At 56.3% G+C, this 21,548-nt stretch carries 20 protein-coding genes and 1 tRNA gene; 12 read left to right on the top strand and 9 right to left on the bottom strand.

Features of this window, described 5'->3' with window-relative positions; genetic code table 11:
• Positions 1-87 precede the first annotated feature (87 nt).
• Both BLU89_RS03470 and BLU89_RS03465 read right to left on the bottom strand, forming a co-directional pair.
• Positions 88-1,992: a cytochrome c3 family protein gene (locus tag BLU89_RS03470; RefSeq protein ID WP_074736359.1), complete on the bottom strand. Its 1,905-nt coding sequence runs from the start codon at positions 1,990-1,992 to the stop codon at positions 88-90.
• The gene (locus BLU89_RS03465; RefSeq protein ID WP_074734480.1) at positions 1,992-2,849 is read right to left on the bottom strand and encodes a YihY/virulence factor BrkB family protein; all 858 of its coding nucleotides are present in this window, start codon (positions 2,847-2,849) and stop codon (positions 1,992-1,994) included. Before BLU89_RS03465 ends, BLU89_RS03470 begins: the two co-directional genes overlap by 1 nt.
• Before the next feature lie 167 nt (positions 2,850-3,016).
• Between BLU89_RS03465 and BLU89_RS03460 the strand changes: the two genes are divergently transcribed.
• From BLU89_RS03460 to cls, 4 genes are all read left to right on the top strand, one after another.
• The gene (locus BLU89_RS03460; RefSeq protein ID WP_074734478.1) at positions 3,017-4,093 is read left to right on the top strand and encodes an AI-2E family transporter; all 1,077 of its coding nucleotides are present in this window, start codon (positions 3,017-3,019) and stop codon (positions 4,091-4,093) included.
• 281 nt (positions 4,094-4,374) lie between these two features.
• Positions 4,375-5,907 (top strand): arylsulfatase, encoded by a 1,533-nt coding sequence (locus BLU89_RS03455; protein WP_074736357.1) that lies wholly within the window; start codon positions 4,375-4,377, stop codon positions 5,905-5,907.
• A 61-nt stretch (positions 5,908-5,968) separates the two neighbouring features.
• Positions 5,969-6,943: an HAD family hydrolase gene (locus tag BLU89_RS03450; protein WP_074734476.1), complete on the top strand. Its 975-nt coding sequence runs from the start codon at positions 5,969-5,971 to the stop codon at positions 6,941-6,943.
• A gap of 22 nt (positions 6,944-6,965) precedes the next feature.
• On the top strand, positions 6,966-8,378 hold the full coding sequence (cls, locus tag BLU89_RS03445) for a cardiolipin synthase (RefSeq protein WP_074734474.1): 1,413 nt from the start codon (positions 6,966-6,968) through the stop codon (positions 8,376-8,378).
• Here cls and BLU89_RS03440 read toward each other — a convergent pair.
• On the bottom strand, positions 8,375-8,809 hold the full coding sequence (locus tag BLU89_RS03440) for an ion channel (protein WP_074734473.1): 435 nt from the start codon (positions 8,807-8,809) through the stop codon (positions 8,375-8,377). The two genes, cls and BLU89_RS03440, sit on opposite strands and share 4 nt — an antisense overlap.
• 127 nt (positions 8,810-8,936) lie before the next feature.
• Between BLU89_RS03440 and BLU89_RS03435 the strand changes: the two genes are divergently transcribed.
• From BLU89_RS03435 to BLU89_RS03425, 3 genes are read left to right on the top strand one after another with little or no spacing between them, the layout of a single operon-like run.
• Complete coding sequence (locus BLU89_RS03435) at positions 8,937-9,584, top strand: ABC transporter ATP-binding protein (protein ID WP_074734471.1); 648 nt, start codon at positions 8,937-8,939, stop codon at positions 9,582-9,584.
• Positions 9,581-11,995: an ABC transporter permease gene (locus tag BLU89_RS03430; protein WP_074734470.1), complete on the top strand. Its 2,415-nt coding sequence runs from the start codon at positions 9,581-9,583 to the stop codon at positions 11,993-11,995. The genes BLU89_RS03435 and BLU89_RS03430 overlap by 4 nt, the downstream gene beginning before the upstream one ends.
• Complete coding sequence (locus BLU89_RS03425; protein ID WP_074734468.1) at positions 11,985-13,019, top strand: lipocalin-like domain-containing protein; 1,035 nt, start codon at positions 11,985-11,987, stop codon at positions 13,017-13,019. Before BLU89_RS03430 ends, BLU89_RS03425 begins: the two co-directional genes overlap by 11 nt.
• A gap of 1,660 nt (positions 13,020-14,679) precedes the next feature.
• Here BLU89_RS03425 and BLU89_RS03415 read toward each other — a convergent pair.
• A tRNA-Leu gene (locus BLU89_RS03415) sits at positions 14,680-14,765 on the bottom strand.
• Positions 14,766-14,910: 145 nt separating this feature from the next.
• Between BLU89_RS03415 and BLU89_RS03410 the strand changes: the two genes are divergently transcribed.
• Together BLU89_RS03410 and BLU89_RS03405 are read left to right on the top strand one after the other, a co-directional pair.
• Complete coding sequence (locus BLU89_RS03410; protein ID WP_074734465.1) at positions 14,911-15,489, top strand: YqaA family protein; 579 nt, start codon at positions 14,911-14,913, stop codon at positions 15,487-15,489.
• Positions 15,486-15,947, top strand: a complete 462-nt coding sequence (locus BLU89_RS03405; protein ID WP_074734464.1) for a disulfide bond formation protein B — start codon at positions 15,486-15,488, stop codon at positions 15,945-15,947. Before BLU89_RS03410 ends, BLU89_RS03405 begins: the two co-directional genes overlap by 4 nt.
• 3 nt (positions 15,948-15,950) lie before the next feature.
• Here the strand turns inward: BLU89_RS03405 and BLU89_RS03400 are convergent, their stop codons facing one another.
• Complete coding sequence (locus BLU89_RS03400; protein ID WP_074734462.1) at positions 15,951-16,538, bottom strand: HNH endonuclease; 588 nt, start codon at positions 16,536-16,538, stop codon at positions 15,951-15,953.
• A 213-nt stretch (positions 16,539-16,751) separates the two neighbouring features.
• Here BLU89_RS03400 and BLU89_RS03395 point away from each other — a divergent pair, with 213 nt between their 5' ends.
• Complete coding sequence (locus tag BLU89_RS03395; RefSeq protein WP_074734461.1) at positions 16,752-17,357, top strand: rRNA large subunit pseudouridine synthase E; 606 nt, start codon at positions 16,752-16,754, stop codon at positions 17,355-17,357.
• A gap of 31 nt (positions 17,358-17,388) precedes the next feature.
• Complete coding sequence (locus tag BLU89_RS03390) at positions 17,389-17,814, top strand: VOC family protein (RefSeq protein ID WP_074734459.1); 426 nt, start codon at positions 17,389-17,391, stop codon at positions 17,812-17,814.
• A 4-nt stretch (positions 17,815-17,818) separates the two neighbouring features.
• On the opposite strand, the gene BLU89_RS03385 is transcribed toward BLU89_RS03390, so the two are convergent.
• The 3 genes from BLU89_RS03385 to BLU89_RS03375 are packed head-to-tail and all read right to left on the bottom strand — an operon-like array spanning position 17,819 to position 19,445.
• The gene (locus BLU89_RS03385; protein WP_074734457.1) at positions 17,819-18,121 is read right to left on the bottom strand and encodes a putative quinol monooxygenase; all 303 of its coding nucleotides are present in this window, start codon (positions 18,119-18,121) and stop codon (positions 17,819-17,821) included.
• 29 nt (positions 18,122-18,150) lie between these two features.
• Positions 18,151-18,816, bottom strand: a complete 666-nt coding sequence (locus BLU89_RS03380; protein WP_074734456.1) for an alpha/beta hydrolase — start codon at positions 18,814-18,816, stop codon at positions 18,151-18,153.
• Positions 18,813-19,445 carry a DNA-3-methyladenine glycosylase family protein gene (locus tag BLU89_RS03375; protein ID WP_074734454.1) on the bottom strand — a complete coding sequence of 211 codons (633 nt, stop codon included), beginning with the start codon at positions 19,443-19,445 and terminating at the stop codon, positions 18,813-18,815. Before BLU89_RS03375 ends, BLU89_RS03380 begins: the two co-directional genes overlap by 4 nt.
• Before the next feature lie 98 nt (positions 19,446-19,543).
• Here BLU89_RS03375 and BLU89_RS03370 point away from each other — a divergent pair, with 98 nt between their 5' ends.
• Positions 19,544-20,770 (top strand): MFS transporter, encoded by a 1,227-nt coding sequence (locus BLU89_RS03370; RefSeq protein ID WP_074734453.1) that lies wholly within the window; start codon positions 19,544-19,546, stop codon positions 20,768-20,770.
• Position 20,771: 1 nt separating this feature from the next.
• On the opposite strand, the gene BLU89_RS03365 is transcribed toward BLU89_RS03370, so the two are convergent.
• Positions 20,772-21,548, bottom strand: a complete 777-nt coding sequence (locus BLU89_RS03365) for a squalene/phytoene synthase family protein (protein WP_074734451.1) — start codon at positions 21,546-21,548, stop codon at positions 20,772-20,774.

Raw genomic sequence — 21,548 nt, 5'->3', positions numbered from 1 at the left:
CACCCTAGAAAATCCGAGATCTTACTGTGGATATCTAACTGGACATTGGGTCTGTAACGTGGCGCAAATCTGCCGGTTCGGTGCCGGTCAACGTTCAAATTCCTGCGCCAATTGCCTCAGATTCGGATCGTCCGGAAGCAATGACAGAGCCTCGATCAGTACCGCCTGCGCTGCCTGAGGTCCGCGATTGATATGGGCCAATTGAACCAGCATCGGCCAGGCTTCGGCGCGTTGAGGGTCCAATGTCACGACTTCGCGGAACGCCCGCTCTGCAGCGGGTGCGTTTCTGAGCGTCAGCGCCCAACCGCCAAGCACCATGTGGATTTCAGGAAAGTCCAACCGATGCGAGATGCTGCGCTGCCAGTCGGCCATTCCTTGCTGTGCGCTTACGCGCTGTTCCGGCGTCATGGCCTGCGCGGGAATGGCCAGAAACTCTTTGGCGGCCGATACGCGAACATTGCGAGTTGGGTCAGACAAAAGCGACTCGAGCCGGGAAATCCGCTGGTCCAGAGGCGCGGGCCGTTGCAGCACTGGCCCGTTCGCCCGCACCAGCGGGTCGGAATCGGCTAGAAGCGGTGCAAGCCGATCTGCCAGATCAGGCGTGGCAAAGGGTTGCAGCAGATACAACGCAGTCGCCCGGACGATACCCGCCTGCCCATTATCCAGCGCGATCGCGATCAAGGTCTCAGGATCGTCTAGTTCACCGCTGCCAACGGCAGCAAACGCAGTTCCATAATGCGCGGTTCTTCGCGTGGAGTCCGGAAACCAACTTGCGATCTGTTGCGCGGCCCAGGGCTGCCCTTCGTCCGCATGACAATCCGTACAGGCGTCGGTTCCAAGCCTCAGATCAGGCCGGGGAATGCGAAAGCTGTGATCGCGCCTGCCATCCACCCCCATGTAGGCGCGTTCGATCATGTGACAGCTTTTGCACTGGGCACCCTCGGTGTCTTCGATATGGTTGTGATGTTCTGGCGTGTCGTAACTGGCTTGCCGCAGGGTTGGGAAATCCGGGTTCCCAGCTGGTGAGTGGCATTGGGTACAAAGGCCATTCCCCTCGGCTTTCACCTCTGCGCGGTGTGGATCATGGCAATCCATACATCCGACGCCCTGCGCATACATACGCGACTGCAGGAACGAGCCGTAAACGTAGACCTCATCCAAAATCTGGCCATCAGGATGATAGAGACCCGGTCGCAACACTGCCAGATTGTAGGCGTCATGATACGGTGTGCCGGGGTCTGGGTTGCCATCCTCAAGTGCCTCACGCCGAGAGTGGCAGCCTGCGCATTGCTGTACCTCGGCTTCGGTTTGCCCCCTGCCCCAGTTCATCGGGAATCCGAACGTGCCCAAACCGTCCTGCAACGCTTTTCCTGTCGTCCACTCCAGATGCGCAGACCCCGGCCCATGACATGCTTCGCAACCCACGCCAATTTCAACTTGCGTCGAGTTATAGCTCTTAGTGTCTGCGTCGTACTTTTTCACATAACCTGTCGCGTGACACTCGGCACAGCGCGCATTCCAGTTTTTGTACGGCCCCGTCCAGTGCAACCCGTCATTCGGAGGCAGGTCCTGCTCGGGGTAGAGATGGTACCAGCGGCCCTTTTCCGTGTCCCAAACGACATCGAAACTCTGCAACCTACCCGGCTGGGTTTCAAACAGGTACTGCTGCAGCGGTGCTATGCCGACCGCCGAATGAACCGGATATTCTGTGGTGGTGCCATCCTTTTCAGTGACTTGCGCCGACAGAACGCCCATTTGATCCACAAAAGCTACGCGCATCCCATCGTGGGAAAAACTGGTGCCATCAAAATCTGCAAGGACATGACCGTCTTCCACTTCGGTCCAGGCGAGTGCGTGATGCGAGTTTTGCCAGGCCTCGGTCTGCTCGTGATGGCAATCCGCGCAAACCTCGGACCCGACATAATCCTGCGCACGGCCTTCCTGTGCCATCGCCCACAATGTCGCGGCAAGCAATGCTATCCGGGTAAACATCATTTGATTTCAGAATTTTGAAGATCAATCAGGGCACCATTGTACTCGGCACCGAGGATCAGCATGGCGGAACACAGGTATAGGAAAATCAAAGCCGCCATCGCCCCCGCAAGCCCGGCATAGGTTGCGCTATAGGTGGCAAACTGGGCGATGTAGATCGAGAAACCCCATCCCCCCGCTGCCCACAATGCCAAAGTCAGGATCACACCCGGCAGAATTTGCAGCAAACTGTGCCGCCGGGTGGGCAAGATCAGATGGGCCAGAAGGACGGTGCCAGCAGGGACCGCAACAGTGAAGGTCCATCGCAAGCGGTCCACCGACAGCCAATTGTCAACATCCACTGCTGTTTTCTCTGAAACCAGACGCGTGTAAACCGGCAAAACAACTTCGACTGCGGCGATCGTCAAGATGGCGGCGCCACCGATGATCACAAGCGCAAAACACAACAGACGAGTCTTCCAGAACGGCCAGCTGTCTTTGTCATGATAGGCCTGCGTCATCGCGCGGCGCACTGCAGCAACCCCGTTAGAGGCAAAATAAATCGCTAACAAGCCACCCAAAGTGATCACACCAGAGCCCGCACTGGCCAGAACGGCACGCAGTTCTGCGACAATGGGATCGGCCACGTCTTTCGGCCAGGCACCAAAAATCAGATCGATCAATTCGTCCGTCACATATCCTTGCGACAGCGTTCCTGCCAGCGCAACGGTGAACAAAACAAAGGGAAACAGTGCCATCATCAGCGACATTGCAACGTGGCTGCTCATGACAAAGCCGTCCTTGTCGTTGAAGCGGCGAACGGCAAGCCATAGAGCGCGGACGAACTGGTTGGATGAAGGAATCGAAACACGTGACATCACCCAAGACTAGCCTGCCTTTTCCCCGGGCAGAACCGCCAATCAGCCGAGGATGTTAATTTCGCGTACTTAACCTTCTGTATGGATTGCATAAACCCGTCAGCCTGTGCAGGATCGTGTCAAACGCCAAAAACACCCAAGAACGGCATCCAGAGCAAGGCCATCACATGACCTCTGACCCACAAAGCAGCCCATCCAAAGCCCGCCTGCAGCTGAGCGTACTGCGGGACGTCGTGATCGTGGCCACTCTGGTTGTGCTCGGCCTTTATGCGGGGGCCAATTTCCTGGTGCCGCTGACCATGGCGTTGCTGGTCAATGTGCTGATCCTGGCCCTCAGCGACCGGGTCATTGCGGTGACTCGAGCACCGATCTGGCTGGCAAACTTGGCGGGCGTCACGGTCGTTCTGGCTGGGTTATTCATGATCATGTACATTCTTGGCAGTCAGGCCACACAGTTTGCCCGCTCGATCAACACGTATGAAAGCCAGTTCGATGGGGCGGTTAACAGGATTACCGGATTGGTCGGCAATGACGTCACCAGCTTTATCCGGGACAATTTGGTCAGCATCGACATGTCCTATGTCGCGCGGGTCATTCTGGGTAGCGCCACCTCGCTGCTGAACCAGTTCTTTCTAATCAGCCTCTACGTCGCGTTTCTGATGGCCGAACGGTTGGCGTTTCGTAAGAAAATCCAGCTTGCTGCAGGCAATCCCCGGCTTGGCGCAGACCTTGCAACGGTTCTGGATGCGATCTCGTTCAGCCTGCAACGTTACGTTGGCGTGAAGACATTCATCAGCTTGATCACCGCAACCATAAGCTATGCTGTCTTCAAAGCTTTGGGCTTGGAATATGCCGAGACCTGGGCCGTTCTGACTTTTGCCCTGAACTTTATCCCTTCAATCGGGTCGATCATCGCGGTCATCTTTCCTGCGATGATCGCTCTGGTTCAGTTTGACACCATCGGCCCGTTTCTGATCATCGTTCTGGGTTGCGGCACACTCCAGTTTGCCATCGGTAACTTTCTGGACCCCGCAATGCTGGGCCGGTCTCTGAATATGTCGACCTTCCTTGTCATTTTGGCACTTACGTTCTGGACCACAGTCTGGGGCCTGATCGGCGCGTTTCTCAGCGTGCCTCTGACCGTATGTATCCTGATCATCTTCAGCCACATCCCCGCATTGCGTCCAGTAGCTATCCTGATGTCCCTTGACGGGCGCTTGGGTGAAGATGAACAGTCAGCCTAAGTTATTGTCATCTAGATATATAAGCTTTATTATATATATTGAGTTCCTATCAGCCAGGCTGAACTACATTACTGCCAAGCGTTTCCAAAAACCAATTAGTTTGAACGGGAAATGCACAGCATATCGACTGTAACTGATCCTGTTTCGGCCGCAGATTTTTCGTAACTCGCAAGGATAAATGTTCATAAATTCAGGAGCAAGACATGTTACCCAACACACGGTTCTTGGAAAGCTGGCGCGCTGGACTGCGACGCGCCTCAGCTGCATCAATCGCAATTGTGATGGCCCTACCTGCGTGGGCGCAGGATCAAAAGCCAAACATTCTGGTCATTTGGGGCGACGATATCGGCCAGTCCAATATTTCGGCCTATACGATGGGTATGATGGGTTACAGAACCCCCAATATTGATCGCGTCGCCGACGAGGGCATGATCTTTACCGATTATTATGCCGAGCAATCCTGCACCGCGGGGCGATCCTCTTACATCATGGGGCAATCAGTGTTCCGGACCGGTCTTTCCAAGGTCGGTCTGCCCGGCGCCAAAGAGGGAATGCAGATTGAAGACCCCACAATTGCCGGCCTGCTGAAGGACCAAGGCTATGTCACTGGTCAATTCGGCAAAAACCATCTGGGCGACAGGGATGAACATCTTCCGACAAACCACGGATTTGATGAGTTTTTCGGAAACCTGTACCATCTAAATGCCGAAGAAGAACCCGAACATGAAGACTATCCAGGAGACGCCCTTCTGCCAGACGGACGCACGTTTCGCGAGGCATATGGTCCTCGTGGCGTAATCAAATCCAAAGCGGGCGGTGCGATCGAGGATACTGGTCCATTGACACGGAAACGCATGGAGACGGTCGATCAGGAAACACTTGAAGCTGCCGTGGAATTTATCCGCGAGGCAAATCAAAGCGGAACGCCCTTCTATGTCTGGTGGAACGGCACACGGATGCATTTTCGCACCCACGTAGGCGATGAAATGCGCGAACGCGCAAACGAAATCTACGGCGGCCCTGCTGATGAATACACCGCTGGTATGATCGAACATGACATGCAAGTGGGTCAACTGCTTGATCTTATTGATGAGTTAGGCATTGCCGACAACACCATCGTGCACTACTCAACCGATAATGGCCCGCATTACAACACGTGGCCGGATGCTGCCTCGACGCCGTTCTGGGGCGAAAAGAACACCAATTGGGAAGGTGGCTGGCGCGTGCCATCCATGGTGCGCTGGCCCGGCAAGATCGAAGCGGGCTCGGTCTCGAACGAGATCGTGCATCACATGGATTGGCTACCAACCTATCTGGCCATAGCCGGAGACAGCGAGATCAAGGAAAAGCTGAAGGCCGGATATTCGTCACCCGCAATGGCGCGCGACTACAAGGTGCATCTGGACGGTTACAATATTCTGCCGCTGCTAACGGGTGAAACCAAGGAAAGCCCGCGCCGCGAGATATTCTATTTCACTGACGATGGCGATCTATCGGCGCTGCGTTTCGATGACTGGAAGCTGATCTTCCTTGAGCAAAAAGCCTGGGCCACCTTCCGCGCGTGGATGGAACCGTTCACTGAGCTCCGCGTGCCGATCATCGTCAATCTGCGTCGTGACCCCTATGAGCGTGGTTACCGCACGTCCAACACCTACTACGATTGGATAATCGATCGTGCCTACTTCTTGGTGCCTGCCCAGCAATATGTCGGTCAGTTCCTGAGCACATTTCAGGAATTCCCGCCCAGGCAGGAGGCCGCGAGCTTCAGTCTGAATCAGGTGATGGAAAAACTTTCATCACCCACGTCCAACTGAGACAAAGCAAGCGGGGCCGCGCAATGATGCGGCCCCAAGCCTACACAATCCGAGGCCTTTCATGAGCATTCTCAAGCTAAGCGCATTTATCGCCACTGTCCCATTCGCATCATTGGCAGATCCCCTGCCCAGTTGGACTGAATCGGATTCGAAACAGCAGATCATAGGTTTTGTCGAAGCGGTCACTGATCCGGCGAACAAGGACTATGTGACCCCCGCCGAACGGATAGCGGTGTTCGACAATGACGGCACGCTCTGGGCCGAGCAGCCGGTCTATTTTCAGTTCATTTTTGCAATGGATCGCTTAACTGAGATGGCCGAACAGGACCCATCCATACTGACAACCCCGGCCCTTAAGGCCGCGGCCAAAGGCGATGTAGCGACCGTGCTGGACGGCGGCCATGACGCACTGATTGAGGTCGTGAATGCCTCACATTCCGGGGTAAGCGTTGATGCGTTTCAGGATTCGGTGACCACTTGGCTTGAAATCGCCCGGCATCCCGAGACCAATTTGCCTTATGACCAAATGACCTATCAACCGATGGTCGAATTGCTGCGTTATCTGCGCGACGAAGATTTCAAGACCTATATCGTTTCGGGCGGAGGACTGCATTTTATGCGTGTCTTTGCAGACCATGCCTACGGCATCCCGCCAGAACAGATACTGGGCACCTATGGCGAGACCACCTATGACGCCTCGGGCGGCTCTCCGGTGATCAACAAAACCCCCGGTATCGCCTTTGTCGACGACAAGGACGGCAAACCGATCAATATTGAGCGCACCATAGGCAGGCGTCCTATTCTTGCCGGAGGGAACTCGGACGGAGACTTTGCCATGATGGAATGGACCACCGCAGGCGAAGGGCCAAGGCTTGGTGTTTTGATCCATCATACGGACGCGGATCGCGAATGGGCCTATGACCGTGAAAGCGCCGTGGGACGACTAGTCGACGGGCTGGACAAAGGTCCGGAAATGGGCTGGGTCATGGTTGATATGGCCAACGACTGGTCTCGCATCTACACTGGAGCAAACTAAACAACCCGATCGGCACGCATCAATGTGGGCATTGCTCGTCTCGTTTTTTCTGTTTGCTCTCTACTGTGTAGCGGTCATCTTTGCGATACGTGCCGCGCAAACTGCGCGCACTCCGCAGGGCGCGGTTGGCTGGGTTGTGTTCCTGCTGTCCGCCCCAATGTTTGGTGTTCCGTTTTATCTGTTTCTGGGGCACCACCGCTTTGCGGGGTATCGCATCGCCCGTCAGGAAAGCGAGCGCGTAGTCGAAGGGATCAAGACCTTTGCCGATTACTCCAAGCCTGATCCCGATACGATGCGGATCAACCCCCGCCCGTTCGAAGCGCTGGCGCATTTACCCGTCTCGCGCGGAAACGGTGCAGAGCTGCTGATCAACGGAGACGCGACATTCAAGTCAATTCTCGATGCTATCGACACTGCGAAGAACTATGTACTGATTCAGTTCTACATCGTCCGCGACGATGATCTTGGGCGAAAGGTACAAGACAGGTTGATCGCCGCAGTCAAGCGGGGCGTGCATGTGCGATTCATGACCGACGCGGTAGGCAGCTACGGTCTGCCTACAAGCTATCTTGATAAAATGCGCGAGGCCGGTGTTGATGTCGCCAATCCCCGCAAGCAGCGCGGTCCAAATTTCCGTTTTCAGCTCAACTACCGCAATCACCGAAAGACCGTAATCGTGGATGGCGAGACCGGGTTCATCGGGGGTCACAACATCGGGGTCGAGTATCTGGGACAAAGCCGCCGGTTTGGCAACTGGCGCGATACGCATATCAGGATGACTGGCCATATGGTTCGTCAGTTGCAATTGATTTTCTGCGAGGATTGGCATTGGGCGCGCAGCGAAGACCTGATCGACCAGCTTGATTGGGCAGGCAGCGAGTCTGATCAGGATATGAACGCATTATTGGTGGCAACAGGTCCGGGTGACGACACGGAAACGGGCGCGATGATGTTCTTCTCGGCCATCACCGAAGCAAAAGAGCGTCTGTGGATCGCCTCGCCGTATTTTGTGCCGGACATCGACATCATGACTGCACTGCAACACGCGGCTTTGCGTGGTGTGGATGTACGTATTCTTGTGCCAGATGTGATCGACCATCGCCTACCATGGCTGGCCGCTTTCGCTTATTTCGACGACATCCGCGACTGCGGTGCCCGCGTGTTTCGATATACGGATGGTTTCATGCACCAGAAGGTGTTTGTCGTCGACGATACGCTTGCTGCTGTTGGCACTACCAATCTGGACAACCGATCCTTCCGCCTGAATTTCGAGGCGATGGCCCTGTTCTTTGACGCCCGCGCAGCGAATGCGGCGGCGGCTATGCTGGAAACCGATTTCTCGTCGAGCTACGAATTGACCCGCACCCTGCCCCAACAACCGATCTATATCCGGTTTGGCGCGCCGCTTGCTCGTCTGTTTGCCCCGATCCTCTAATTCAAGAACCGCTCTTCGAATACGCGCGTCATGAGGGCCACGAGGAACGCTGTGGAAAGCCCGAATGCCAACAGCCCGGTGACCGAGGCGAACGCACCGAAGATACGCAGCCCTTCGCCAAGCACAATATCGCCGTAACCCAGTGTCGTGAAAGTCACCAATGAGAAGTAGAGCGCCGAATTCCAATCGGGCAGCACATCACCCATCACCCAGACAATCGCCCATATCCAGACCTGCACAGTATGGGTCAGAACGATGAATAAAAGCGCCACCGAAATTGGGCCGGCGGTCGCAAGTATGGTGCTGCGAACCTCCCATTTTTCGACCAGTTTGCGGATGACCAGAACACACCATGTCAACAGCATGATTTCGATCAGAAAACAAATACCTAGATAGAAGCTGCCCCATATGATCTGCTGCGACAATGTCATGAAAACGGCCTTTGTTCTGATCACGGATGACACCGCAAGCATGGGGCTTTCGCGCGCTGTCGACAACCCCGCTCTGGACACAGCTGCGCCACGTTGCACATTGTGACAGGAACAGATGAGAATTCACATGCTGCTATCGATTGAACACGTTAGAAAATCCTATCCCGGCGGGAGGCCCGTGCTGAACGATGTCTCGCTGACATTGGAACAGGGACAGACCTTGGCGCTGACCGGAGAAAGCGGCAGCGGAAAAAGCACTCTGCTGCATCTGGTTGCCGCGCTGGACGGTTTTGACAGCGGAGAAATCACTCTGGATGGTGGGCCCATGTCACCACTGGACGATGCTGCGCGTGCAGCCCTGCGTCGCAACACCCTGTCGCTGGTGTTTCAGCAGTTCAATCTTATCCCGTCGTTGACCGTTGCCCAGAATCTGTCAATTCACGCACGACTTGCAGGTCGGGATAATCCGGAATGGATCACGCACCTGACCGAGCGTCTGGGTCTGATCGATCTACAGGATCGGTATCCCGAAAACCTCTCGGGAGGACAACAGCAGAGGGTCGCAATCGGACGTGCGATGGCAATTCGACCACGGCTGCTGTTGGCAGATGAGCCGACGGGCAATCTGGACGAGACGGCCAGCGCTGTGGTGCTGGACCTGATGCTCTCGCTGGTTGCAGATACCGATGCCGCCCTCTTGCTGGTTACGCATTCAACCGAGATCGCCAGCCGACTTGACCGACGCGCCCATCTGACGGGCGGGTGTATCGAATGATACCTCCAGCGATCCAGGCATTGCTGTCCCATTGGCGAACGCATCCTCTACAATTGGTGACCCTACTGACTGGCATCGCATTGGCAACCTGCCTTTGGTCGGCCGTACAAGCCATCAATGCCGAGGCGCGCGCCAGTTATAAACGCGCTAACGCGCAGCTTGCCATCGGGCAGTTTGACGAACTACGCGCAACTGGTTCCATGATCCCCCTGTCGCGTTACGCAGAACTCAGGCGTGCAGGCTGGCAGGTTGCGGCGGTGCTTGACGGATCGCTGCGCGTAGATGGCCGATCGGTGCGCCTGATGGGTGTGGATATGGTAGCCTATCCTGCTCTGCCCGCGATTACTCAGATCGAACAAGGCGCGGATGCCCCAAACCCTGCCGATATCCTGACCGCACCGGGACGGCTGTTGATGTCACCCGAGCTTGCGCCTCACTTTCAATCCGATGACGAATTTCCACCAATCCTAACCAGCATGGCGCTCCCTCCTGATCTGGTGCTGACTGATATCGGCGTGGCAGAACATCTTCTTAACCGCTTTGGTCAGATTTCCCGGCTGGTGGTCCTGCCCGATCAACCTCGTGACCTGCCACCCCTTTCAGATATTGCGCCTGACCTTCAACGGATCAGCCCGTCAGCGCAGTTGGATACTGCGCAACTGACCGACAGTTTTCACCTGAACTTGTCCGCCTTCGGCCTGCTCTCATTCGCCGTTGGTCTATTCATCGTGCATGGGACCGTTGGGCTCGCCTTTGCACAGAGACGCGGGACGATCCGAACGCTGCGCGCATTGGGCCTTCCGATGAGGCATCTGATTGGGATCGTTCTGGTTGAGCTGCTTTTATTGGCCCTGATCGGAGGTTTGTTCGGACTGGGTCTGGGGTACTTTCTTGCAGGCGCATTGTTGCCGGATGTCGCGGCCACCCTGCGCGGCCTATACGCAGCGCCCATTGACGGCCAGATGTCGTTGCGTCCGGAATGGGTTGCAGCAGGGCTTTCTATGGCGATCGGCGGTACGCTGGGGGCTAGCGGTCACGCCCTTTGGCGGCTTTCAAACATGCCCATACTCACCGGACCGGGCCTGCAAGCTTGGGGCGGAGGAAAGACCCCCGCTCGTATCACTGGCGCGTTGGGTTTTGGTCTGCTTGTTGCAGGCATCCTTGCGTTCTATGCTTTCCAGGGATTGATCGGCGGGTTTGCCCTGCTTGCCGGGTTACTGACCGGGGCGGCACTATTGCTACCGATTGTTTTGTCAGGCGTATTGGCGTTTCTGCAAAAGCGGTCAAATACACCCGTTGGCCAGTGGGTATTGGCCGATATGCGCGCCCAGCTCCCCGGTTTATCGCTCGCGCTGATGGCTTTGCTGCTGGCTCTGGCCGCGAATATCGGTGTCGGAACAATGGTTTCGAGCTTTCGATTAACCTTTACTGGCTGGCTGGATCAACGCCTGACCTCCGAGCTTTATCTGACCGCCGCCGATGATCAACAGGCAGAATTCATAACCGCATGGCTGACCCCGCAGACCTCGGCAATTCTGCCCATCCGCAGCACCGAGTTGACCCACGAAACGGGGCCGTTGTTCCTTTATGGGGTCATTGATCACGAAAGTTACCGCCGAAACTGGCCGCTGATCGACGAGGGGCCGGATGCCTGGGATCACGTCCTGAACCGTGGCGCGGTTCTGATCAACGAACAACTCGCACGCCGTGCGGATCTGTGGCCCGGAGATACGGTCGCGATTACACCAAGGCATACACTACCGATCGCGGGCGTGTATTCCGATTATGGCAATCCGACTGGCCAGGCGATTGTCTCAATGTCTGTGCTGGATGAGATTGCACCCGGCACGCAAACCCGACGCTTTGGTATCCGCATCACGCCCGATCGGGCCTCTGATCTAGCTCAGGCGCTGCGCGATAGATTCGATCTGGCCCCCTCGGCAGTGGTGCAGCAAACAGCCATGAAAGCGCAATCTTTGGCGATATTCGAAAAAACCTTCGTGATCACCTCAGCGCTGAACGTGTTGACGTTGGGCGTGGCGGGTTTTGCGATCCTGACCAGCCTGCTGACGTTGTGGACCCAGCGTCTGCCACAGGTCGCGCCGGTTTGGGCGCTAGGCCTGACGCGCGCGAAATTGGCCCGGCTGGAGCTTCTGCGCAGTGTCCTGCTCGCAGCGATGACGGCCTTTCTGGCACTTCCACTGGGCCTGATTCTCGCTTGGGTTCTGCTAGCCGTGATCAACGTTCAGGCCTTCGGTTGGCGCCTGCCCATGAACCTGTTTCCCGCAGATTGGCTAGGCCTGTTCGTATTGACCCAGATTGCCGCTTTTCTTGCCGCCGCACTGCCGGCCTGGCGGTTGCTACGCCTGCCACCAGCTGCCTTGCTGAGGGTTTTCGCCAATGAGCATTAGAGCGTTCATCCTGTTTGCCTTGATCCCAATAACCAGTTGGGCGCAGGGTTTTGCCGGGCTTGGCGGCAGCGCCGAGGGGTTCTCTCGACCGATGCCCAGGTACAGTTTTGAGTTTCCAAGGGATCATGGCCCACACCCGACTTATCGGATCGAATGGTGGTATCTGACCGCCAATCTCAAAGACTCTGAGGGTCAAGACTATGGTATCCAATGGACGTTGTTCCGATCTGCCTTGAAACCCTCTGAGACTGACGGCTGGCAAAGCCCACAGATTTGGATGGGACACGCCGCGGTGACAACGCCGGATAACCACTATTTTGCAGAACGCCTTTCGCGCGGTGGCGTCGGACAGGCCGGAGTTACAGCACAACCATTCGAGGCATGGATTGATGAGTGGCACATGCGCGGTGATGATCTGGACACCCTGAACCTGACCGCAAATGGCGCGGATTTCGGCTATGATCTTGACCTGCAGGCCCAGGGTTCATTGATATTTCACGGCGACGCGGGCTATTCGGTGAAATCCGCTGACGGTCAGGCGAGCTATTACTATTCGCAACCTTTCTACGCAGTCGAAGGCACACTTCACCTGCCTGACCGGGACATTGAAGTATCCGGCCAGGGCTGGCTGGATCGCGAGTGGTCCTCGCAGCCACTGGCCGAAGATCAAAGCGGCTGGGATTGGTTTTCGCTCAGTTTTGACGGTGGAGACAAGTTGATGGCCTTCCGTCTGCGTGGGGATCGAGGAGACTTTACCGCTGCCACGTGGATAGAACCTAACGGCCACGCAACACCCCTGCCCGACGGTTCTGTGGCATTGACGCCGCTTGAAACCACACGCGTGGAACAACGCGATGTTCCGACCAGATGGCAGGTGTCATTGCCCGATCGCGGAGTAGATGTCGAAGTTTCTGCCATCACATCCAAGGCCTGGATGGGAACCCGATTCGAATATTGGGAAGGTCCGGTTAGCATCTCGGGCAGCCATGAGGGACGCGGATATCTTGAAATGACCGGATACTAAGGTGCGTTTCCTGTGGTTTGTCATGCAGAAGTTCAATCCCATTCGCCCAGTATCGAGGGCAGAATTTTGCTGACTTAGTTGCTGCACACGCAACATACCGCCAAGAGTCTAAAGGGCCGTGGCAGCCACCTTGAATCGCTAAGGGCGCCAGGTACGGTTCGGGCGACTTTATAATTTCACTATCAGGCCGTACTCTTGCTAAATTCTTCCACACACACTGTTCGAAGCCGCAAACAGGCAAAGGCAGATGTCGTGCTTTCCGATTACATCATAGTTGGACCAAAGCTGGAGAAGTGTTTCCGCACCAGAGACCCGGAGATCACTTTTGTTCTTGCGGTATCTTACCTGTCCTTGGGTGTATTTATTCTTATTCTCGCGACATTTGTGCTTCGGGCAGCAGGAATTCCCAGTTTGAGCTTCCTTTGGGAACTGATCATGTCGCTTTGCGCCTAGCACGCCGGCCTCAAACAAAACCGCCCATTTGAAACAACAGGGCTCATGGCACCACGGCCTTTTCGACGCTTTCTTTCTAGTGTCTCAGCACTGAGAATCCTGTCGTGGATTCAAGTGAAATCCACCTGCACACCACCCCGCACGCCAACGCGACGCACATGATTTAAACGCGGATCTCTGGGATCGGTATCTGAAGTCTTCGAGTTTCTTGATTGCTATTCAACTTTAGCAGGCCCGAGATGAATTTACTCAGACCTCAGAATAGGTTTCTGCATCTGTTGAGGTGTGTACAAAATCAGAGAATATGCTAAAATAATACAAGTTTCGTTGGACAGTGACTTTGTTGGAGAGTGATGATGGGTATCAAGTCTATAGCGGCTGCTATGTGTCTTACAGTTTTAGGAACCGGAGCGTCCGCCGCCACTTTGAACGCGACTGACAATTTCCTGGATTTCAGATTCTCTGTGCCCAGCCAGCCTGCATCACACAACGCTATTCAGTTTTCATTTGATACTGTGTCAAGAATCGGAAGCCTTACCGGGATTGCTTCCCTATATGATGGGACAACGCTACTTGCCTCTCATACAGTAACCGATCTTCTCGGGGGGCGGTTTTTTGATCCCGCATCTTTCTTTGCCTCAGTTCCCTTTGGGACGAGCACCGATTATTCAAGCGTAGCCGACGGAACCATTGATGGCCGTTTCACTTTCTTGGTCACTTCAACATCCGCTGGCGCTGCATACAATTTTGACCTTGCAGACCTAAGAGTCCGCACATTTGGAGACTCTGGGAACTTGGGTTCCGATGGGTCAATCACTGAAAGGCCAACTATTACCAGCGTGACCATCGCGCCAGTCCCGCTTCCTGCGTCCGTTCTCATGCTTATGGGGGCACTTCTGGGTCTTGCAGGACTTCAACGGATGAGCCCAAAGCTTGTACGCACAAGGTCTGCGGCCCCGGCTTGAATCTGCTTTCAGCATAAAAATTCTCGTCAGTTTCTCTGTGAACGACTTCTGTTGATCAAGTCGACAGAAAAGAACCAAATTGTCCTCATTGCGGACCTTCGGTGGAATCGCTGTTTCCTGTTCGAACGTCGATCAATACGCTTCAATTTCACAGTAAGATTCGTGGCTGTGTCCTGCTCGTGTGTCAGGAGGCAAGCCCAGGACCCTTATTTTCAAGTATTACAGATCAAAAAGGGTTGATGTGGTGCCCAAGGAGAGATTCGAACTCTCACGCCCGTGAAGGCGGGGGATTTTGAATCCCCTGCGTCTACCATTCCGCCACTTGGGCCACGATCACTGGATTAGCGCTCAACCGAAGGAAGGTCCAGAGGCAAAAAACAACCACCCTGTCGATTGTTTCCGCGCCAGAGGTTGACCGTCAGGCAGGTGCATGGTTTGGCTTGCTGCAACTGTTACCGGGACAATTGTTCTTTATGTTGCGATCACTTTATGCTTGGACGCTTCGTCTGGCCGAACACCCTCATGCGCTCTGGGCATTGGCAATCGTGGCCTTTGTCGAAAGTTCGGTTTTTCCGATCCCACCCGATGTTCTGATGATCCCCATGATCATCGCGCGACCATCGCGCGCGTGGCTGATTGCTACCGTGGCACTGGTCGCGTCAGTGTTGGGCGGGATGCTGGGCTATGCCATTGGCGCATTTTTCTACGAAAGCCTCGGACAACCCATTCTTGAAGCCATGGGCAAAGCCCATGCGATGGAAGAGTTCAATGAGCGTTTCAATGATTTCGGGTTCTGGGCCGTGCTTGCGGCCGGCGTGACCCCCTTTCCTTACAAGGTTATCACCATCATGTCGGGCTGGACCGGAATGCCGTTGGGCACGTTCATCGCGACTTCGATCCTGGCGCGTGCGTTGCGGTTTTTCGTTGTCGCCGGGCTGCTCTGGGGTTTTGGTGAACCGATCCGAGGCTTCATTGAAAAACGGCTGGGTCTGGTCTTTACCCTGTTCGTCGTGCTGCTGATCGGGAGTTTCTTTTTGGTGAGATACCTATGACGAAGAAAACACTCATCCTGATCGCGACCGCAGGCTCGGCAGTTCTGTTGCTGAGCGCCTGGGGCTTTCAGTACATCGGTGGGCTGGCGCCCTGCAAGATGTGCATTTGGCAACGCTATCCGCATGGTGCTGCAGTCGTTCTGGGTGTGCTCGCATTCGCGTTTCCCGGAATTCGCCCGCTACCTCTGCTGGGCGCACTGGCCGTTTCCGCAACCGCCGGGATTGGCATTTATCATGCAGGGGTCGAGCAAAGCTGGTGGGAGGGTCCATCGACCTGCACGTCAGGCGATATCGGCGGATTGAATGCCGAGGAATTGATGAATCAGATCATGTCCGCCCCACTCGCGCGCTGCGATGAAATCCCATGGGAGATGTTCGGGGTTTCAATGGCAGGTTGGAACGCTTTGCTTTCGGCCGGCTTGGTCCTGGTCTGGATTGCGGCCTGGCGGGCGCGATAGGCGTTATTGCTGATCCAGTTCGGCGTCCCAGTAAAGGAAGTCGATCCAGCTGTCATGCAGGTGGTTGGGTGGAAATTTCCGCCCGATGTTCCGCAACGCTTCGGCATCGGGTTGGCGGGGCGGTTTGTTAAGCGACATTCGCGCCTGCCTCAACGATTTAGACCCTTTGCGCAGGTTACAGGGGCTGCAGGCCGCCACCACGTTCTGCCAACTTGTGACGCCACCCGCAGCACGTGGTACCACGTGGTCAAAGGTCAGGTTTTCGCGGCTGCCACAGTACTGGCAACGAAATTCGTCCCTCAGAAATAAATTAAAGCGCGTGAAGGCCACGCGCTTTCTGGGTTTTACATAATCTTTAAGGACAACGACCGAGGGTATTCGTATCTCGGTACTCGGGCTTCGGACCACTTCGTCGTATTCGGCAACGATGTCCACCCTGTCCAGCCACGCGGCTTTGATTGCTTCTTGCCAAGGCCAGAGAGACAGCGGGTAATAGGATAGCGGGCGATAATCGGCGTTCAAAACCAATGCCGGATGATGCTTGAGCGCACCGGTTTCCCTGACAAACTCGGTCCTGAAGTCTCCGTCCATAACAGAATCGCTCCTCACTCTGTACTGCCCGTTTGTGACATCAGAGCGGGGAACACCCGCCCCGACCTTTATTCAACTATATATCGTGTTAAATCTCTGACAAGTCCCGAGTTTACACAACATCTCGAGTATTGATTAGGCCTGTTCAGTAACAGATAAGTGACAGTTATCCACAGGTTGCACTGATTTGACTGGCGGGCTATGGCGAGGTCCATGTCCTGGTTCATCCGCTTCAACAAACCGTACAATGTACTGCCGCAGTTTACCGACCGCGCGAACACAGATTCGCCTCGCAGTACTTTATCGGATTTCATCGACCTGCCAGGTGTCTACCCGGCGGGCAGACTGGATCGAGATAGCGAAGGCTTGATGCTTTTGACCGACGACGGTCGCTTGCAGGCCCAGATCTCCGACCCCAAACACAAGATGGCCAAAACCTACTGGGTGCAGGTTGAAGGTATCCCGGATGCGACGGCGCTTAAGGCTCTGCGGGATGGAGTTGATCTGAAGGACGGGATGACACGTCCCGCCAAGGCGCGCCTGATTGATGAGCCCGAGAACTTGTGGCCGCGCACCCCACCCATCCGTGTCCGCCAGACAGTACCGGACAGTTGGGTAGAACTGACCATACGCGAAGGTCGCAATCGTCAGGTACGCCGAATGACAGCAGCAGTCGGGCACCCAACCCTGCGCCTGATCCGATCCCGGATCGGAGACTGGTCTCTGGACGGGCTCAATCCCGGCCAGTGGGACAGCCTGCCGGTACCAGCAATAAGCGCCACGCCATCGCGCAAACGGGACCGGCGCCAGCGCCGATGACAAAAACAGCGTGATGTGATACACTTACGGCATGAAAGTCACTCCGGACATTCCTGCCCCATCGGCAATTCTTGAAGCCGCACTTTACGTCGACGATCTGGACGCGGCTGAAGAGTTCTATGGCCAGATACTGGGATTGGAAAAAATCCAACGCGTACCCAACCGTCATGTATTCTATCGGATCGGTGAGTCGGTTCTGTTGTTATTCGTTGCTGACGAGACCGAGAAACCGCCAAGCAACCCGGACCTGCCTGTACCACCGCATGGCGCACGTGGACCAGGCCATGTCTGTCTTGTCCTGACCCGCGATGAAATTTCTTTGATGCGCAAACATCTGTTGGATTGGAATATTCCCGTTGATGCCGAGTTCGACTGGCCTAACGGGGCCCGGTCTCTTTATGTGTGTGACCCCGCTGGAAACTCGGTCGAGTTTTCAGAAAGCAGGCTGTGGGATTGATCGATTAGCGCAGCGGTTGCTTCTCGCCCCTGACCACGCGATAGACTTCGCTGAAGATCACACCGACCTCGCCCAAAGTGGCTTGAAATTTTGCCATATGCGGAGTCGCGAAATGGGCCTCTAGCGCGGCCTGATCCTGCCATTCTTCATAAACCCGAAACCGAGTTTTTTGCCCCAGAAGCTGACTGAACTCATAGACTAGGCATCCGGGCTCTTTCAGGGTCTCCGCAACCATTTCCTGTGCAGCGGTCGAGGCTTTCTCGACCCCTGCTTCAGAAACTTCCACCACTCCTGTCACGATCAGCATCATGTGCTCCTCGGATCAACGCGCAAAGGTCAGAAACTCAGCTTGTCCCGCATGAAGGCCAGCGCCACGCTCAGGCCATCTGGTGCAATCCCGTGGCCGGTACCTTTCATCACATGGGCGTAAACTTCTTTGAAACCAGCGGTCTGAAGTGCCTCGGCAGCTTCGGGCAACGATTGTGGCGGCACCACATCGTCAGCATCGCCATGGACCAGCAGAACCGGCATCCGGCTGACCACCTCATCGGGCAACAGATCGGGTTCCAGCAACCGGCCAGAAAAGGCGACGATCCCGGCTACGGGGTCTTCACGGCGTGGCGCAACGTGAAGACTCATCATTGTGCCCTGTGAGAAGCCGAACAGCACAACCTGCTCGGGCAGCACATCTTCGTCCACCATCAGGGCATCCAAGAATGCGTTGAAATCCTCGACCGCCATTTCCATACCCCGGCGCGCTTCTTCCTCGGACGAGCCATCGATCCATGGGATCGGGAACCACTGAAAGCCGTTGGGCATGCCAGGGATCTGTTCAGGCGCGTCAGGGGACACGAACAGCGTATCCGGCAAATGTTCCGCCAATGGATCGGCAAGCCCGAGCAGATCAGCCCCGTTGGCGCCATAGCCATGCACGAACACCACGACCGAGCGTGTATCGCCCGAAACCGGTTCTTTCCTCAGCGCATTCAAAACCCGTGTCATCTGATCCCTTCTCTGTCCTTTGCGACCCGGTAATAGGCCCACAAAACCCGAGCTGCAACCGATCGCCAAGGCGACCAAGCCTCAGCCATCTGGCGTAACTCTTTGTCGGTTGGTCGTTTTGGCAAGTCATAAAGGATGCGTGCAGCTTCTTGCAGGGCCAGATCACCTGGTGCGATCACATCGGCACGGCCCAGCGAAAACATGGCATAAATCTCGGCGGTCCAGACACCGATGCCCGGCACCTCGGTCAGGATAGCCACAACTTCGTCATCCGGGGCGTCTCGCAAAGCCGGGTAGTCGATCCGCGCCTCGGCCAATGCGCGGGCATAGCGGATTTTCTGACGGCTGAGACCCACGGCCCGCAGGTCATCATCCGTGGCCCACATGATCTTGCGCGGGCCGTTCAGTTTGGCATCCTGCAGCCGCTTCCAGATCGCATTGGCCGAGGCCACGCTGACCTGTTGGCTGACGATTGCACTCAGTAGCTGAGCAAACCCATCGGGCTTGCGCCGCAACGGCAAAGGACCGGTTTGCTCAATAGCATAGGCCATCCTTGGGCAAGCCTTGGCCAGCCATTCGGCCCCTTCGGTCACGCAGTCCGGTGTTTCGATGATACGTCCGACGGACATGCGCTCTCCGATAGGTGATCCTTGTCCGCACGTTAGGCGGATGTGCCGCATATGCAACCCGCTTGTGCCAAGTCTCAATCGTAGATAACCATTCGCCTATGACAATGATCGCCGCCACCCCTGACGACAGTCGGGCCAGACGCAACGTCACCGTATTGGTGGCGGCGCAGGCGATTTTGGGCGCGCAGATGCCGATAATGTTCATCGTCGGTGGCCTGGCCGGGCAATCGCTGGCCAGTAATGCCTGCCTCGCGACGCTGCCGATTTCGCTGATCGTTCTGGGTTCAATGCTGGCGGCCACACCGATTTCGGCGATTATGCAACGCTGGGGACGTCGCGCCGGGTTCCTTGTCGGATCGACAGCAGGCGCTGCGGGCGGCATTATCGGGGCCTACGGTCTGTTTCTGGGATCGTTCCCGATCTTCTTGGCTGGCAGCTTTTTGACCGGCATCTACATGAGCGCGCATGGCTTTTATCGTTTCGCCGCCGCCGACACCGCATCCGATGCGTTCCGGCCCAAGGCGATATCCTACGTTATGGCCGGAGGTCTCGCAGCGGCCATCATTGGCCCGCAGATCGTTAAGCTGACCTCACAGGCCTATGTGATCCCATTCCTGGGCACCTATCTGGCCGTGATCGCGATCAACGTAATCGGCTCGGCCCTGTTCTTCTTCCTCGACATCCCCACGCCGCCGAAACCAACCGAGGACGAACCCAAAGGTCGGACCCGGCTGGAGCTGCTGAAAACTCCGCGCATCGCTGTGGCGATCATCTGCGCCATGGTCTCTTATGCGCTGATGAACCTTGTGATGACTTCGACTCCGCTGGCCGTTGTCGGGTGTGGCTTCACCGAAGGCGATGCGGCAGATATCGTGACCAGCCATGTGCTGGCGATGTACATTCCCAGCTTTTTCACCGGCCACCTGATCGCACGGTTTGGTGTAGAGAAGATCGTTGCCCTCGGATTGGCGATTCTGGGCGGGGCGGGCGTTGTGGCCCTTCAGGGCGTTGATCTCGGCAACTTCTTCATCGCCCTGATCTTGCTGGGCATCGGTTGGAATTTCGGCTTCATCGGCGCCACCAGTATGCTCGCCGCCTCGCATGAGGTGCACGAGCGTGGGCGGATGCAGGGCCTGAACGACTTACTGGTCTTTGGAGGTGTGACCTTCGCTTCGCTGGCCTCTGGCGGGTTGATGAACTGCTCGGGCGGCTCCGCCGTCGAGGGCTGGACGGCCGTAAACCTCGCCATGATTCCACTGCTGACGTTGGCAGGCGGCGCGCTGCTATGGCTGGTTCTGAGGTCGTCAGACCCTCAGGCTGCCTGACTTACCAGCGCCCCGTCGCTGCGGTCTTCATCAAAGAAAACCGGCGGCGAATCTCACCCTGCGCCAAGGCACCCGCGGCCACACGGCCCGGCCGTGTCAAAGCCGCCCGCAACACCCATTCCGTCTGCCACCCTGTATAGAGCGCAGGCCGTGCTTTGGCCGATACATCACCACGCGCAGATCGCGCACGCTCCAGTCGTTCCAACGCTCTCTGCGCCAGTGCCTGCACCCCCTCTGGCGTCCCATTAAGCAACGGGATACGGCCGCGCGCCTCAAGCTCAGGAGCAGCGCGCAACCAATTCGCAATCCCTGAGGCATAACCAAAATCCCGAAGCACAAACTCATCTGCCGCGCCCAAGGCCTGCCCGGACACCACCATCAGCGTACCGGCGCTGTGGTCAATATAGGCGTCAAAATGCTCTTCATCCTCGAACGGATCACGATAAATATCCCAACGCCTTACGGCCACATATTCATCCAATTGCGCAGCTAGATGCGGCGAGAGAACGCGTGACAACGGCGTGACCACTTCGTGCCGTCGAACCGTTGGACCTTCAACAATCTCCTGCAAGGCGTCCCGCCACCATTGCAGGCGCATCTCGGCGATCATGCTCTCTTGCGTTACCCATGGTGCGCGGGCTACCTCGACATTTAACGCATAAATGGGGAATAGAACCGCCCGCGCAGCCACTGGTGCAGCCATGGCGGCCATGAACCGATCTGGATCAGCCCGATGCACCAGCGCCGCACAGGCCTTTATGTCATCGTCGAATTCCAC

Origin of the sequence: Ruegeria halocynthiae (assembly GCF_900106805.1) — a bacterium.
In the GTDB taxonomy this organism is placed as follows: Bacteria; Pseudomonadota; Alphaproteobacteria; order Rhodobacterales; family Rhodobacteraceae; genus Ruegeria; species Ruegeria halocynthiae.
The sequence above is the reverse complement of the archived record's forward strand: the minus strand, read 5'-3'. Positions and strand labels throughout refer to the sequence as shown.